The following is a 13,159-nucleotide window of genomic DNA, read 5'->3' as shown; positions in this document are numbered from 1 at the left end:
GGCTGCTTCAATCAACCAGTGGTAACTGGTCTAAAACTACCAATCGCGGACTCATAGCTCAGCTGGATAGAGTACTCGGCTACGAACCGAGCGGTCGCAGGTTCGAATCCTGCTGAGTCCGCCACTTTCTTGAAGTGGCTCTGCTTGCACAGCTGCTTCAGTCAACCAGCGGTAACTGGTATAAAACTTCCAATCGCGGACTCATAGCTCAGCTGGATAGAGTACTCGGCTACGAACCGAGCGGTCGCAGGTTCGAATCCTGCTGAGTCCGCCACTTTCTTGAAGTGGCTCTGCTTGCACAGCTGCTTCAGTCAACCAGTGGTAACCTGGTCTAAAACTACCAACACGGACTCATAGCTCAGCTGGATAGAGTACTCGGCTACGAACCGAGCGGTCGCAGGTTCGAATCCTGCTGAGTCCGCCATATCCCATCAAGAAGCCCGCTCAGTTGAGCGGGCTTTTTGTTTTTCTGCGCCACTGAATTGTTGGCCATGTCGATCTAAGCTCTTCTGTAATGTTTGTGGTGTAGCTTGAGGCCGCTGGTGCGGCGCCGAATTCGATCAGGCATCGCAAACACATCTACGCACACAACAAATGTGCTTTAAACGCCAGAGCCGCCGTCGCACTGATAGCTTCAAGCGTTGTCCCACCTTTATCGCGCAAACGATTGTTCTGGCCAAAAATTTAAGCGATCTGACAGCTTTAGCAGTGTATGATTGCGCCCGTCAGCCCCGCCGGGGCTTGTGGAAAACCACCATGGACTTACCCAGTAGTTACTCGCTAACACGATTCATACAGAAAGATCTGACCGATTGATTCTCCCGGCGTGCTCCGCTGCTGGGAGTGGAGTTCGCCTATGACTGAAGTAGAAGTAAAAAAAGCGCAAGAAAGCCTGCAGGATCGCCTGGCCCAGGTGGTCGAACTGCTGCAACGCCAGCGTGTGGTCGAAGACCTGACGCACCGCCAGGAAGGCGCGCACAACGACTTGGTCGAAAACCTGGTCCACCGCCAGAATCTCGTCGAGCTGCAGCGCAAGCTCGATGATCTGCACCCCGCCGACATCGCCTATATCCTCGAAGCCTTGCCCCTGGAAGACCGCCTGACGGTCTGGCAGCTGGTGCGCTCGGATCGCGATGGCGACATCCTGCTTGAAGTTTCCGACTCGGTTCGCCAATCGTTGATCGCGGACATGGACGATCACGAGCTGCTGGCCGCCGCCAAGGAAATGGACGCCGACGAGCTGGCCGACCTGGCCCCAGAGCTGCCGCGCGACGTTGTTCACGAGCTGATGGAAACCCTCGATGCCCAGCAACGCGAGCGTGTGCGCTCGGCGCTGAGCTACGACGAGGAGCAGGTCGGTGCGCTGATGGACTTCGAGATGGTCACCATCCGCGAAGACGTCAGCCTGGAAGTGGTGCTGCGCTATCTGCGCCGCCTGAAAGAGCTGCCCAACCACACCGACAAACTGTTCGTGGTCGATTACGACGGCATCCTCAAGGGGGTGTTGCCGATCAAGCGCTTGCTGGTCAACGACCCGGAGAAGAAGGTAGCGGAGGTCATGGCGACCGACCCGGTGTCCTTCCAGCCCGAGGAAGATGCCTATGATGCAGCGCAGGCTTTCGAGCGTTATGACCTGGTATCGGCACCTGTAGTAGACAAAGGCGGGCGCCTGATCGGCCGTTTGACCATCGACGAAATGGTCGACCTGATCCGTGAGGAGAGCGAGAGCGAAGTCCTCAACATGGCGGGCCTGCGTGAAGAGGAAGATATCTTTGCCTCGGTCTGGCGCTCGTTCCGCAACCGTTGGGCATGGCTGGCGATCAACCTGATTACCGCTTTTCTCGCTTCCCGCGTTATCGGGCTGTTTGAAGGCTCGATCGAAAAGCTGGTGGCGTTGGCTGCGTTGATGCCTATCGTTGCGGGTATTGGTGGCAACTCGGGTAACCAGACCATCACCATGATTGTCCGCGCGATGGCGCTGGACCAGGTGTCGCCGGGCAATACCAGCCGCCTGATGCGCAAGGAGTTGGCAGTGTCGCTGATCAACGGCCTGGTGTGGGGCGGAGTGATCGGTGCGGTGGCTTTCTGGCTGTATGGCAGCTGGTCACTGGGTTTGGTGATGACCGCCGCAATGACCCTGAACCTGTTACTGGCAGCGCTGATGGGCGTGCTCATCCCGATGACATTGGCCCGCCTGGGCCGCGACCCGGCGATGGGGGCGAGTGTGATGATCACTGCCGTGACCGACAGTGGCGGCTTTTTCATCTTCCTCGGCCTGGCTACGCTGTTCCTGCTGTAAACCGATCTTTCCCTGTGGGAGCGGGCATGCCCGCGAACACCGGCGCAGCCGGTGCCATCCACCGCGTCGCCTGATTCGCGGGCTTGCCCGCTCCCACAGTGCTCCTGCAATGGCGTATGCCGTTGCCGTAGGCCAGCCACAAAAAAGCCAGCTTACGCTGGCTTTTTCATGTTCGCTGCAGACCTCAGGAAGCGTCAGCGGCCATTTCCACATCGTGAGCGATGAGGGCCACCAGGGCGTTCTGCTGGCGGTGGGACAGTTGACGGAAGCGCTGCAGCAACTCGCGCTCATGCAGCGACAGCTCAGGGCTGTCCAGGCGCATGCTCAGCTCGTCACCCAGCGCACCTTCCTGGATAAGGCTCTGTTCCAGGCGCGCGATGATTTCGGAGTTCATGCTGCGGTGATGGTTTCGCGCTACCTCGGCAATGCGCTCACGCATCCCGTCTGGCAGGCGGACGACGAACTTGTCAGCGGTGCGGCTCGAATAAATAGCCTGTTTCATTGGGCGCATATAAATTGACCGGAGTTTGGTTCAGGGGAAGCGGTTCTCAAATTGGCCGCACGGGGTGGAAGTACGACCGTGGCGACGACAAAATGTTCAACCGGCAGTAAAAATGGGTGCTCATCTTGCCTCATCATCGCCGTTTCCTTGGCGTCAATTCTGTGACAAATAGTGAGCCGGATAAAGGCTTTCTGCCAGTACCAATTATCAGAAATGAGCACTGGTTTGAAAAGTTTTACATGCTCCGGCTTGCCCAACCGTCAGTCTTTTGCCGTCAAAAACTGGTAAAACGCAGCAAAAGGCAAGGAAAACACCTAGAATGCGGCGGTTTCCCTTCATAGAGCATAGTGGCTATGCAACATGACGCAAGCGACCGTCGATCAGGGTCAGGCCGGTTGATATTTCTGATAGGACCGTCGGGTTCGGGGAAAGATTCCCTGATCGACGCTTCACGTGAGCGACTGGCGGCCGCCGGGGTAGAAATTGCCCGTCGCGTCATTACCCGTTCGGCCGAAGCCAAGGGCGAAGCCGCTCATGGGGTTACGCCCGAGCAGTTCGAGACCCTGCGTGCGCAGGGCGCATTTGCCATGCACTGGCGCGCCAACGGCCTGGACTATGGTATTGCGCAGCAGGTGGACGAGTGGATGGCGGCGGGCAGGGCAGTGCTGGTGAATGGCTCGCGGGCCTACCTGGCCGAAGCGCGCCAGCGTTACCCGGACCTGCTGGCGGTGCTGGTCGAGGTCAGGCCCGAAGTGCTGCGTCAGCGCCTGCTGGCCCGTGGCCGCGAAAACGCCGAGGAAATCGAGCAGCGCCTGGCTCGCAGCGCCCGTTTGCAGGCACCGCCCGATCCTTCAGTGCATGTGCTGGACAACTCGACAACCCTGGAGGCAGCGGTCGCAGCCCTGTTCGGGCTGCTTCGCGATGAAGGGGTTCTGCCACCGCTGTAGCAGTGCCAGAAAAGGATTACGCGAAAAAGCCCGGCAGGTGCATGACAAACGCCAGCATGCTGGTTAACATGCTGGCCATCCCGCTGCGCAGCGCTCGCTGCCGGTCGTAGCGTCTCAGTAGCTCAATTGGATAGAGCATCCCCCTCCTAAGGGGAAGGTTGCAGGTTCAATTCCTGCCTGGGACGCCATTTCTTGTTTCTCCCGTTTTTGCCTCCGCCTCCTGTGCAGCCGCGGCCGTCCGTTTGCGCGTCAGGAAGTACCCCGCCACTACCAGCACCACCGTCAGCACCGTGAACCAGAACTGGAAACGCGACGCCGGTTCGAACGCCTGGGTGCCGATCACTGCCAGCAAGGCGAACAGCGCAACGATATTGGCGTACGGGAACAGCCAGGCGCGGAAGGCCTTGGGGTCGACCGCTTCATGACGGGTTTTCCAGCGCATGGCCACATGGGCGATGATGATGAAGATCCACACGACCATCACGAGGCTGCCGGTACTCTTGGCCAGGGTCATGAACAGGTCGCCGGCGCTGATAAAGTGTACGGTCAGGATCACCGTGCAGATCGACAGGCTCAGCAGCAATGCATTGATCGGCACGCCCTTGGCGCTGGTGCGCGAGAACAGCTTGGGCGCGTGCCCGCGCTGGCTCAGCGAGAACAGCATGCGCGAGTTGGAGAACATGAACGAGTTCATCACCGACATGAACGAGACGAACAACACCAGTTTCATGGCCACCGCCGCACCACCGAATCCGGCCAGGCTGAACAGCGAAACATAGGGCGAGGCCAGGTTGGCCTTGTCGGTCCATGGCAGGCACAGGATCAGGATCGACACCGAGCCGACGTAGAACAGCATCACGCGCAGGATCACGCTCTTGATCGCGCGGATCACGTTCTGCCGCGGGTTCTCCGACTCACCTGCGGCCACGGCGGCGATTTCGCTGCCGCCCAGCGAGAAGATCACCACGATGACACCCGCCATTACCGGCGACAGGCCGTTGGGCATGAAGCCGTCGTGGGCGGTGAGGTTGACCAGGCCAGGCGACGGAATGTCGTGGTGCAGGCCAAGCAGGATCGAGATGCCCAGCAGCATGAAGATGAGGATGGTGGCGACCTTCATCGCCGCCAGCCAGTACTCCACTTCGGCAAACGAACGCACCGAGTAGGCGTTGCTGGCCATCAGTGTCACCAGCATCAGGAAGGCGCCTGCCCAGATCGGCAGCCAGGGTAGGAAGTCATGCAGGATGGCGCCCAGCAGGACTGCTTCCAGGGTGATGGTCATCATCGACTTGAACCAGTACAGCCAGCCGACTGCAAACCCGGCCCAGTCGCCGAGCCAGGTGTTGGCGTAGGTCGAGAACGACCCGGCATCCGGGTTGCGGCAGGCCATTTCGCCCAGCATGAACATGACCAGGGTGACCACCAGGCCACCAATCAAATACGACAGGATGGCCGCAGGCCCTGCCGATGCGATCAGTGAGCCCGAGCCCATGAACAGGCCTGCACCGATCACCCCGCCCAGTGCGATCATGGTGATGTGCCGCTGCTTGAGGCTTTGCTTCAAACTGTTGGATTGCATTTCCTTGTCCTCTCTTATTGTTGGGGGGACCTGACAACGTCCCCCAACGCAGGCATCGTAATGCGCCTGCGTCCACGCGTGGCAAATAGCTACCAGCCTGCCACCCTGGACAATAAGGCCAAGGACCTCAAACGAATTCTCTGCACAACATCCTGCCGATTTTTCCTGAGATCGGTTATGGCGCCGGTAGCGGTGCAGTTGACCAAGGCATGCACCACCTGAACATCGACACCGCCGGGCGCCTTCAAACGGGTCAGGTTGGGGAGCCTTTCACGACCCGCGGCACTTTCGCTACCGACCGCCGCCACTCCCTCATGCCGTGCCGGCCGCTTGTTGCTCTTCATCCAGGCCGTCCGCCTTGGCGAGCTGCTCTTGCGCTTTCTCCTCGATCTTGCGCTCGATGTCCTCTTTCATGCGCTGGGCGATCAACTCGTCGACCTTTGCTTTCATTTCTGGCGGCAGGGCGTCGTACTCTTCTTCGGTCAGGCCTATTTCACGCAGCAGTTTTTCCTTGATCATCTCGCCGGGTGACTTGGACATGAAGTCGTGAAACTCCTGCCGGGCAGTCTTGGGTGGCAGTGGTTCTCCGATCACCGGCTCGGTGGTCGCAGAACCCAGGTTTTGCAGCATCACCTTGAATTTGGCAAAGGCTTCTTCGCGAGCATCCTCAGCGTTTTGCTGAGCGGTGTTGCCTTGGCGCTGCTGTTGGGTCGCCGTGTTGGCGGTGGTTATTGGCGTGCCGGCTGGCGCACTCTCGGCCACTGTCTGCTCATCGTTGGCGTGCCGAGGCTGATGGAGCGTGGGCTGCCAGCTGACGCCGTTAGGGGCGATTATCATGTTTCCTCCTTGGAAATAGCGTTGGCAGCTACCCAGCGCAAAAGCCATGCCAGCGCTGTGCCGGTCGAAATCAGGGCTTTGGCGCTATTTCGGTTGCGCGCTGGCGGGCATATGCTTGCCTGTCCAAGGCATGATCTTGCCGCCTGCGGCAATTACCACCACTGTCGGCAGCCCCTTGACCGGAGCGCAGTTGCTGGGCATCAGGGAGAGCGTCCATGAATCAGGAAACCAGGCCGGCACCCGCCAGCTTCAGTGAACAGCAATTGCACACCTTGTTCGAGTTGATCAGTGATGGCATCTGGGACTGGAATGCCAACACCGGCTACGTCTATCGCAACCCCGGCTGGTACGCCATGCTCGGTTACGCCAGCCACTCCATGGCCAACTCGGTACTGACCTGGGAAAGTGTGATCCACCCCGAGGACTACCCGCGGGTAATGGCGCATTTCGAGGCCTATATCAACCAGCGCAACGAGCGCTACCTCATCGAATACCGCTGCCGTTGCCAGGATGGCAATTACATCTGGATCGAAGACAGCGGCTACATCATCGGCCAGAACGCAGACGGTTCGGTGGCGCGCATGCTCGGGGCGCACCGCAACATCGACGCCGGCAAGCGCTTGGTGGCGCAGCTGGAGCAGAAGAACCAGTCGCTGGAGTGCCAGGTGGCCGAGCGTACCCGCGAGCTGTCCTGGGTGAACCAGCAGTTGCAGCGGCAACTGGACGAAAACCTCGAGTTGGCCGAGCGCGATGCGTTGACCCGCATTGCCAATCGCTATCGGCTGGAAAAGTCGTTGCAGACGGAGTGCGAACGCGCCCAGCGATTCCGTCAGCCGTTGTCGCTGATCGCCATGGACATGGACGATTTCAAACCGATCAACGACCGCTACGGCCACGCCCGTGGCGATGCGGCGCTGGTGTTGGTGGCCGATAACTTGCGTACCTGCTTGCGCGAGCTCGACGTGTTGGCGCGCTGGGGTGGCGATGAGTTCGTCATCGTGCTGCCCCAGACCACGCTGGGCGAGGCGCTGGATGTGGCGGCGGGCTTGCGCCAGGTGATGGAGCAGCTGGAGCCGGTGGGCGATTGCCGGCTGACCCTGAGCTATGGCGTGGTGCAATGGCAGGAAGGGGAGGACCAGCATGCGCTGCTGGCGCGTGCCGACAAGGCGCTGTACCGGGCCAAGGCGGCCGGCAAGAATGCCATAGCCCCATAGCCTGACGCGGTCCGACAAGGGATCGCGCAGGTGATGGGGATCAGTGCCTGGATGAAAAAAGACCCGCAGCGCCTCTCGGCGCAGCGGGCCAAATCGGCCTTGGCCGCTTCAGTGTCAGATATGCAGGGCGTGGCCCAGGGCGCGCAATGCCGCTTCCTGTACCGCCTCACCCAGCGTCGGGTGGGCATGGATGGTGCCGGCCACATCCTCCAGGCAGGCGCCCATCTCCAGCGATTGGGCAAACGCGGTGGACAGTTCGGAAACCGCCACGCCAACGGCTTGCCAGCCCAGGATCAGGTGGTTGTCCCGCCGTGCCACCACGCGCACGAATCCGCTCTTCGCTTCCAGGCTCATGGCCCGGCCATTGGCGGCAAACGGGAACTGCGCGACGATGCAGTCCAGCCCTTGCTGGCTGGCCTGCTCCGGGGTTTTACCGACTACCACCACTTCTGGGTCGGTGAAGCACACCGCAGCAATCGCGGCAGGCTCGAAGCGGCGTGCCTTGCCAGCGATGATCTCGGCGACCATTTCGCCCTGGGCCATGGCCCGGTGCGCCAGCATCGGTTCGCCGACCACGTCGCCGATGGCCCAGACGTTGTGCATGCTGGTCTGGCAGCGCGCGTCGATGGCAATGGCGGCGCCGTTCATTTTCAGGTCCAGGCACTCCAGGTTGAAACCTTTGGTGCGCGGCCGGCGGCCGACGGCCACCAGCACCTGGTCGGACTCCAGGCGCAGTTGCCCGCCCTTGCCGTCGTTGGCCAGCAGGCAACCGTTTTCGTAACCTTCGACGCTGTGGCCCAGGTGCAGGGCGATGCCCAGCTTTTTCAACGACTCGGCCACCGGGGCGGTCAATTCGCTGTCGTAGGTCGGCAGGATGCGCTCACGCGCTTCCACCACGCTTACTTGCGCGCCCAGCTTGCGGTAGGCAATGCCCAGTTCCAGGCCGATATAGCCACCGCCCACCACCACCAGGTGCTGCGGCAGGGCTTTCGGCGCCAGGGCTTCGGTCGAGGAAATCACCGGCCCGCCCAGTGGCAGCATCGGCAGTTCGACGCTGCTGGAGCCGGTGGCCAGCAACAGGTGTTCACACTGGACACGCTGGCCATCAACTTCGACCTGCTTGCCGTCGAGCACCTTCGCCCAGCCATGAATTACCTTGACCCCGTGCTTTTTCAGCAGGGCGGCCACACCAGTGGTCAGGCGGTCTACGATGCCGTCCTTCCAGGCCACGCTCTGGCCGATGTCCAGGCGCGGCGAGGCAACGCTGATGCCCAGTTCCGACGGCCCGGCGAAGCGCGAGGTCTGGTGGAACTGCTCGGCCACATGGATCAGCGCCTTGGACGGAATGCAGCCGATATTCAGGCAGGTACCGCCCAGCGCCTGGCCTTCCACCAGCACGGTAGGGATGCCCAGTTGCCCGGCACGGATGGCGGCCACATAGCCGCCGGGGCCGCCGCCGATGATCAACAGGGTAGTCTGGATAGTCTGTTGCATGCTTACTCCACGAACAGGCAGGCAGGTTGTTCGAGCAGGCCACGCACGGCCTGGATGAACAGGGCGGCGTCCATGCCATCGACCACGCGATGGTCGAACGAGCTGGACAGGTTCATCATCTTGCGCACGACGATCTGGCCGTCGATCACCACCGGCCGCTCAACCATGCGGTTGACGCCGACAATCGCCACTTCCGGGGTATTGACCACCGGCGTGCTGACGATGCCACCGAGGGCGCCCAGGCTGGTCAGGGTAATGGTCGAGCCCGACAATTCTTCGCGGTTGGCCTTGTTGCTGCGTGCAGCGTTGGCCAGGCGCGAAATCTCGCCGGCATTGGCCCACAGGCTGCCCGCTTCGGCGTGGCGCAGCACCGGTACCATCAGGCCGTTGTCACCTTGGGTGGCGATGCCCACATGCACCGCGCCATGGCGGGTGATGATCTGCGCTTCGTCGTCATAGGTGGCGTTGATCTGCGGGAAGTCACGCAGCGCCACGACCAGTGCACGCACCAGGAACGGCAGCAGCGTCAGCTTGCCGCGGCTGTCGCCGTACTTGCTGTTAAGCTGCTGGCGCAGGGCTTCCAGGGCGGTGACGTCGATTTCTTCCACATAGCTGAAGTGCGCGACCCGGCGCTTGGCGTCCTGCATGCGCTGGGCGATCTTGCGGCGCAGGCCGATCACTGGCACCTGCTCGCTGTCGCTGCGCTTGGCATAGCCATTGGGGGCTTGCCCGGCGGCGCTCTGCGGCTTGCTCATGAAGGCGTCAAGGTCTTCGTGCAGGATGCGCCCGGCCGGGCCGCTGCCGTGCACATAGCGCAGTTCGATACCGGTATCCAGCGCACGCTTGCGCACAGCCGGTGAGGCCAGCGGCTTGTCGCCCGGCTGGCGCGGCACGATGGGCGCAGCTTCGTGGTTGGCGGGTGCCTGGTACGCAGCGGGTTTTACATCTTTCTGCGGTTCTGGCTTGGCTGCCATAGGGGCCGCGGGCGTTTCTATCTGTTTGGCCTGAGGCACATCCACATGGTTGCCGCTGCCTTCCACTTCGATGCGGATCAGCTCGCTGCCGACCGCCATCACTTCACCTGGCTGGCCACCCAGGGCCAGCACCTTGCCGCTGACCGGCGAAGGGATTTCCACGGTAGCCTTGTCGGTCATGACGTCGGCCACCACCTGGTCCTCGGCGATCATGTCGCCGACCTTGACGAACCATTCCACCAACTCGACCTGTGCGATGCCTTCGCCAATGTCCGGCATCTTGATGACGTGCGTGCCCATTCAGACCTCCATGACCTTTTTCAATGCCGCACCTACCCGCGAAGGCCCTGGGAAATACGCCCATTCCTGCGCGTGAGGGTAGGGGGTGTCCCAGCCGGTGACGCGCTCGATCGGCGCCTCCAGGTGGTGGAAGCAGTGCTCCTGCACCAGCGACACCAGTTCGGCACCGAAGCCGCAGGTACGGGTGGCTTCATGCACCACCACGCAGCGGCCGGTCTTTTTCACCGACTCGACGATGGTGTCCAGGTCCAGCGGCCACAGGCTGCGCAGGTCGATCACTTCGGCATCGACGCCGCTTTCTTCGGCAGCCACCTGGGCCACGTACACCGTGGTGCCGTAGGTGAGCACGGTCACGTCATTGCCGGGGCGGGTAATGGCGGCCTTGTCCAGCGGCACGGTGTAGTAACCGTCGGGCACGGCGCTGTGCGGGTGCTTCGACCACGGCGTTACCGGGCGGTCGTGGTGGCCGTCGAACGGGCCGTTGTACAGGCGCTTGGGCTCCAGGAAGATCACCGGGTCGTCGCATTCGATCGAGGCAATCAGCAGGCCTTTGGCGTCGTACGGGTTGGACGGCATGACGGTGCGCAGGCCGCACACCTGGGTGAACATCGCTTCCGGGCTCTGGCTGTGCGTCTGGCCGCCGTAGATGCCACCGCCGCACGGCATGCGCAGGGTCAGCGGGGCGATGAACTCGCCGGCCGAACGGTAGCGCAGGCGCGCCATTTCCGAGACGATCTGGTCGGAGGCGGGGTAGAAGTAGTCGGCGAACTGGATCTCCACCACCGGGCGCAGGCCGTAGGCGCCCATGCCCACGGCGGTACCCACGATGCCGCTTTCGGAGATTGGCGCGTCGAATACGCGGGACTTGCCGTACTTGTTCTGCAGGCCTTCGGTGCAGCGGAACACGCCGCCGAAGTAGCCGACGTCCTGGCCGTAGACAACCACATTGTCGTCGCGCTCAAGCATGACATCCATGGCCGAGCGCAGGGCCTGGATCATGGTCATGGTAGTGGTGGCCATGGCGGTTTCCGGGTTGATGCTGTTGTTGTGATCGTTCATCTCAAACCCCCAGTTCCTGGCGTTGACGGCGCAGGTGGTCGGGCATTTCCTTGTACACGTCCTCGAACATCGAGGCGGCGCTCGGGATGTGACCGTTGGCCAGGGTGCCGTACTGCTCGGCTTCTTTCTGCGCGGCAATCACAGCAGCCTCGAACTCGGCCGTGGTGGCCTGGTGTTCTTCCTCGGACCAGTGGCCGATCTTGATCAGGTGCTGCTTCAGGCGGACGATCGGGTCGCCCAGCGGGAAGTGGCTCCAGTCATCGGCGGGGCGGTACTTGGACGGGTCGTCCGAGGTCGAGTGCGGGCCCGCGCGGTAGGTGACCCACTCGATCAGGCTTGGGCCCAGGCCGCGGCGGGCGCGTTCGGCGGCCCAGCGCGAGGCGGCGTATACGGCGACGAAGTCGTTGCCGTCAACCCGCAGCGAGGCGATGCCGCAACCTACACCACGGCCGGCGAAGGTGGTCGACTCGCCACCAGCGATGGCCTGGAAGGTAGAAATGGCCCACTGGTTGTTGACCACGTTGAGGATCACCGGGGCACGGTAAACGTGGGCAAAGGTGAGGGCTGTGTGGAAGTCTGACTCGGCGGTGGCGCCGTCACCGATCCACGCCGAGGCGATCTTGGTATCGCCCTTGATCGCCGATGCCATGGCCCAGCCGACCGCCTGCACGAACTGGGTCGCCAGGTTACCGCTGATGGTGAAGAAGCCAGCCTCGCGTACCGAATACATGATCGGCAACTGGCGGCCCTTCAGCGGGTCGCGCTCGTTGGAGAGCAGCTGGCAGATCATCTCTACCAGCGACACGTCGCGGGCCATCAGGATGCTTTGCTGGCGGTAGGTCGGGAAGCACATGTCGGTGCGGTTCAGCGCCAGCGCCTGGCCGCTGCCGATGGCTTCTTCGCCCAGGCTCTGCATGTAGAAGGACATCTTCTTCTGGCGCTGGGCAACCACCATGCGGCTGTCGAAGATCCGCGTCTTGAGCATGGCGCGCATGCCTTGGCGGAGGATTTGCGGGTCGATGTCTTCAGCCCACGGGCCTTGGGCGTCGCCTTGCTCATCGAGCACGCGGACCAGGCTGTAGGACAGGTCGGCGGTGTCGGCAGCATCGACATCCACAGGGGGTTTACGGGCTTGACCTGCATCGTTGAGGCGCAGGTAGGAAAAATCGGTCTGGCAGCCTGGCCGGCCGGTGGGCTCGGGCACATGCAAACGCAGGGGGGCGTACTCGTTCATGCTTTTTACGCTCGCTCGGGTATTTGTTTTTGTGAGCTCTGAAGCGGCCGCCGCTGAATACCTGCTTGTGACTGGTAGGTCAGCGTCATCTACATCTTAGTGGCCCGGCAGGAGAATTTTTCTCTCAAGTTGATTGCCTTTGCCGAGCGGTGCAGATAAACATTCCGCATAAACACAAAAAACCGGTGATTTTGTCTCATGCGCAAACTCGATCGTACCGATATCGGCATTCTCAACAGCCTGCAGGAAAACGCCCGCATCACCAACGCCGAACTTGCACGCTCGGTCAACCTGTCGCCCACGCCCTGTTTCAACCGGGTGCGGGCCATGGAGGAACTGGGGGTAATCCGCCAGCAGGTGACCTTGTTGTCACCCGAGGCGCTGGGGTTGGATGTAAACGTGTTCATCCATGTCAGCCTGGAAAAGCAGGTGGAGCAGTCGCTGCACCGCTTCGAGGAGGAGATTGCCGAGCGCCCCGAGGTGATGGAGTGCTACCTGATGACGGGGGACCCGGATTACCTGTTGCGGGTACTGCTGCCGAGCATCCAGGCGCTGGAGCGGTTTCTCGATTACCTGACGCGGTTGCCGGGGGTGGCCAATATCCGCTCGAGTTTTGCCTTGAAGCAGGTGCGGTACAAGACCGCCTTGCCGTTGCCGGCCAATGGCATGACCTTGCGCGAGTAGCCCATCTGTAGGAGCAGCCTTGTGCTGCGAAGAGGC

The 13,159-nt window shown here is 61.8% G+C and carries 11 protein-coding genes and 4 tRNA genes; 8 read left to right on the top strand and 7 right to left on the bottom strand.

Features of this window, described 5'->3' with window-relative positions:
- The first annotated feature begins 47 nt into the window (after positions 1–47).
- The 4 genes from MRBLPB4O_RS20685 to mgtE all read left to right on the top strand — a co-directional run bounded on the left by MRBLPB4O_RS20685 (position 48) and on the right by mgtE (position 2,299).
- Positions 48–124 (top strand) — tRNA-Arg (locus MRBLPB4O_RS20685).
- Between the two features lie 73 nt (positions 125–197).
- A tRNA-Arg gene (locus MRBLPB4O_RS20680) sits at positions 198–274 on the top strand.
- 73 nt (positions 275–347) lie between these two features.
- A tRNA-Arg gene (locus MRBLPB4O_RS20675) sits at positions 348–424 on the top strand.
- 432 nt (positions 425–856) lie between these two features.
- Positions 857–2,299 (top strand): magnesium transporter, encoded by a 1,443-nt coding sequence (gene mgtE, locus MRBLPB4O_RS20670; RefSeq protein ID WP_016498500.1) that lies wholly within the window; start codon positions 857–859, stop codon positions 2,297–2,299.
- A 184-nt stretch (positions 2,300–2,483) separates the two neighbouring features.
- On the opposite strand, the gene MRBLPB4O_RS20665 is transcribed toward mgtE, so the two are convergent.
- Complete coding sequence (locus MRBLPB4O_RS20665) at positions 2,484–2,810, bottom strand: Arc family DNA-binding protein (protein ID WP_003254499.1); 327 nt, start codon at positions 2,808–2,810, stop codon at positions 2,484–2,486.
- Between the two features lie 344 nt (positions 2,811–3,154).
- On the opposite strand from MRBLPB4O_RS20665, the gene phnN reads away from it, so the two are divergent.
- Together phnN and MRBLPB4O_RS20655 are read left to right on the top strand one after the other, a co-directional pair.
- A complete protein-coding gene (gene phnN / locus MRBLPB4O_RS20660) occupies positions 3,155–3,748 on the top strand; it encodes a phosphonate metabolism protein/1,5-bisphosphokinase (PRPP-forming) PhnN (RefSeq protein ID WP_341796457.1) in 594 nt (197 codons plus the stop codon).
- Between the two features lie 111 nt (positions 3,749–3,859).
- Positions 3,860–3,936, top strand: a tRNA-Arg gene (locus MRBLPB4O_RS20655).
- On the opposite strand, the gene MRBLPB4O_RS20650 is transcribed toward MRBLPB4O_RS20655, so the two are convergent.
- Both MRBLPB4O_RS20650 and MRBLPB4O_RS20645 read right to left on the bottom strand, forming a co-directional pair.
- Positions 3,915–5,327, bottom strand: a complete 1,413-nt coding sequence (locus MRBLPB4O_RS20650) for an amino acid permease (protein WP_341796456.1) — start codon at positions 5,325–5,327, stop codon at positions 3,915–3,917. The two genes, MRBLPB4O_RS20655 and MRBLPB4O_RS20650, sit on opposite strands and share 22 nt — an antisense overlap.
- 312 nt (positions 5,328–5,639) lie before the next feature.
- Positions 5,640–6,164 (bottom strand): hypothetical protein, encoded by a 525-nt coding sequence (locus tag MRBLPB4O_RS20645; RefSeq protein ID WP_341796455.1) that lies wholly within the window; start codon positions 6,162–6,164, stop codon positions 5,640–5,642.
- Positions 6,165–6,379: 215 nt separating this feature from the next.
- Here MRBLPB4O_RS20645 and MRBLPB4O_RS20640 point away from each other — a divergent pair, with 215 nt between their 5' ends.
- Complete coding sequence (locus MRBLPB4O_RS20640; RefSeq protein WP_341796454.1) at positions 6,380–7,378, top strand: diguanylate cyclase; 999 nt, start codon at positions 6,380–6,382, stop codon at positions 7,376–7,378.
- Between the two features lie 114 nt (positions 7,379–7,492).
- On the opposite strand, the gene lpdA is transcribed toward MRBLPB4O_RS20640, so the two are convergent.
- The 4 genes from lpdA to MRBLPB4O_RS20620 are packed head-to-tail and all read right to left on the bottom strand — an operon-like array spanning position 7,493 to position 12,439.
- Positions 7,493–8,872, bottom strand: coding sequence for a dihydrolipoyl dehydrogenase (lpdA, locus tag MRBLPB4O_RS20635; protein WP_341796453.1), 1,380 nt, complete (start codon positions 8,870–8,872; stop codon positions 7,493–7,495).
- A 2-nt stretch (positions 8,873–8,874) separates the two neighbouring features.
- Positions 8,875–10,146 (bottom strand): dihydrolipoamide acetyltransferase family protein, encoded by a 1,272-nt coding sequence (locus tag MRBLPB4O_RS20630; protein ID WP_341796452.1) that lies wholly within the window; start codon positions 10,144–10,146, stop codon positions 8,875–8,877.
- Positions 10,147–11,205 (bottom strand): alpha-ketoacid dehydrogenase subunit beta, encoded by a 1,059-nt coding sequence (locus MRBLPB4O_RS20625; protein WP_016488476.1) that lies wholly within the window; start codon positions 11,203–11,205, stop codon positions 10,147–10,149. It lies immediately after the preceding gene.
- A gap of 1 nt (position 11,206) precedes the next feature.
- Positions 11,207–12,439, bottom strand: coding sequence for a 3-methyl-2-oxobutanoate dehydrogenase (2-methylpropanoyl-transferring) subunit alpha (locus MRBLPB4O_RS20620; RefSeq protein ID WP_016498508.1), 1,233 nt, complete (start codon positions 12,437–12,439; stop codon positions 11,207–11,209).
- 198 nt (positions 12,440–12,637) lie between these two features.
- Here MRBLPB4O_RS20620 and bkdR point away from each other — a divergent pair, with 198 nt between their 5' ends.
- Complete coding sequence (bkdR, locus tag MRBLPB4O_RS20615; protein WP_012273540.1) at positions 12,638–13,123, top strand: Bkd operon transcriptional regulator BkdR; 486 nt, start codon at positions 12,638–12,640, stop codon at positions 13,121–13,123.
- The last annotated feature ends 36 nt before the right edge of the window (positions 13,124–13,159 follow it).

The organism is Pseudomonas sp. LPB4.O (assembly GCF_038383825.1).
Taxonomy (GTDB): Bacteria; Pseudomonadota; Gammaproteobacteria; order Pseudomonadales; family Pseudomonadaceae; genus Aquipseudomonas; species Aquipseudomonas putida.
The sequence above is the reverse complement of the archived record's forward strand: the minus strand, read 5'-3'. Positions and strand labels throughout refer to the sequence as shown.

Coding starts and splice junctions, on each gene's coding strand:
- mgtE (WP_016498500.1), top strand. CDS start 857: ATGACTGAAGTAGAAGTAAAAAAAGCGCAAGAAAGCCTGCAGGATCGC.
- MRBLPB4O_RS20665 (WP_003254499.1), bottom strand. CDS start 2,810: ATGCGCCCAATGAAACAGGCTATTTATTCGAGCCGCACCGCTGACAAG.
- phnN (WP_341796457.1), top strand. CDS start 3,155: ATGCAACATGACGCAAGCGACCGTCGATCAGGGTCAGGCCGGTTGATA.
- MRBLPB4O_RS20650 (WP_341796456.1), bottom strand. CDS start 5,327: ATGCAATCCAACAGTTTGAAGCAAAGCCTCAAGCAGCGGCACATCACC.
- MRBLPB4O_RS20645 (WP_341796455.1), bottom strand. CDS start 6,164: ATGATAATCGCCCCTAACGGCGTCAGCTGGCAGCCCACGCTCCATCAG.
- MRBLPB4O_RS20640 (WP_341796454.1), top strand. CDS start 6,380: ATGAATCAGGAAACCAGGCCGGCACCCGCCAGCTTCAGTGAACAGCAA.
- lpdA (WP_341796453.1), bottom strand. CDS start 8,872: ATGCAACAGACTATCCAGACTACCCTGTTGATCATCGGCGGCGGCCCC.
- MRBLPB4O_RS20630 (WP_341796452.1), bottom strand. CDS start 10,146: ATGGGCACGCACGTCATCAAGATGCCGGACATTGGCGAAGGCATCGCA.
- MRBLPB4O_RS20625 (WP_016488476.1), bottom strand. CDS start 11,205: ATGAACGATCACAACAACAGCATCAACCCGGAAACCGCCATGGCCACC.
- MRBLPB4O_RS20620 (WP_016498508.1), bottom strand. CDS start 12,439: ATGAACGAGTACGCCCCCCTGCGTTTGCATGTGCCCGAGCCCACCGGC.
- bkdR (WP_012273540.1), top strand. CDS start 12,638: ATGCGCAAACTCGATCGTACCGATATCGGCATTCTCAACAGCCTGCAG.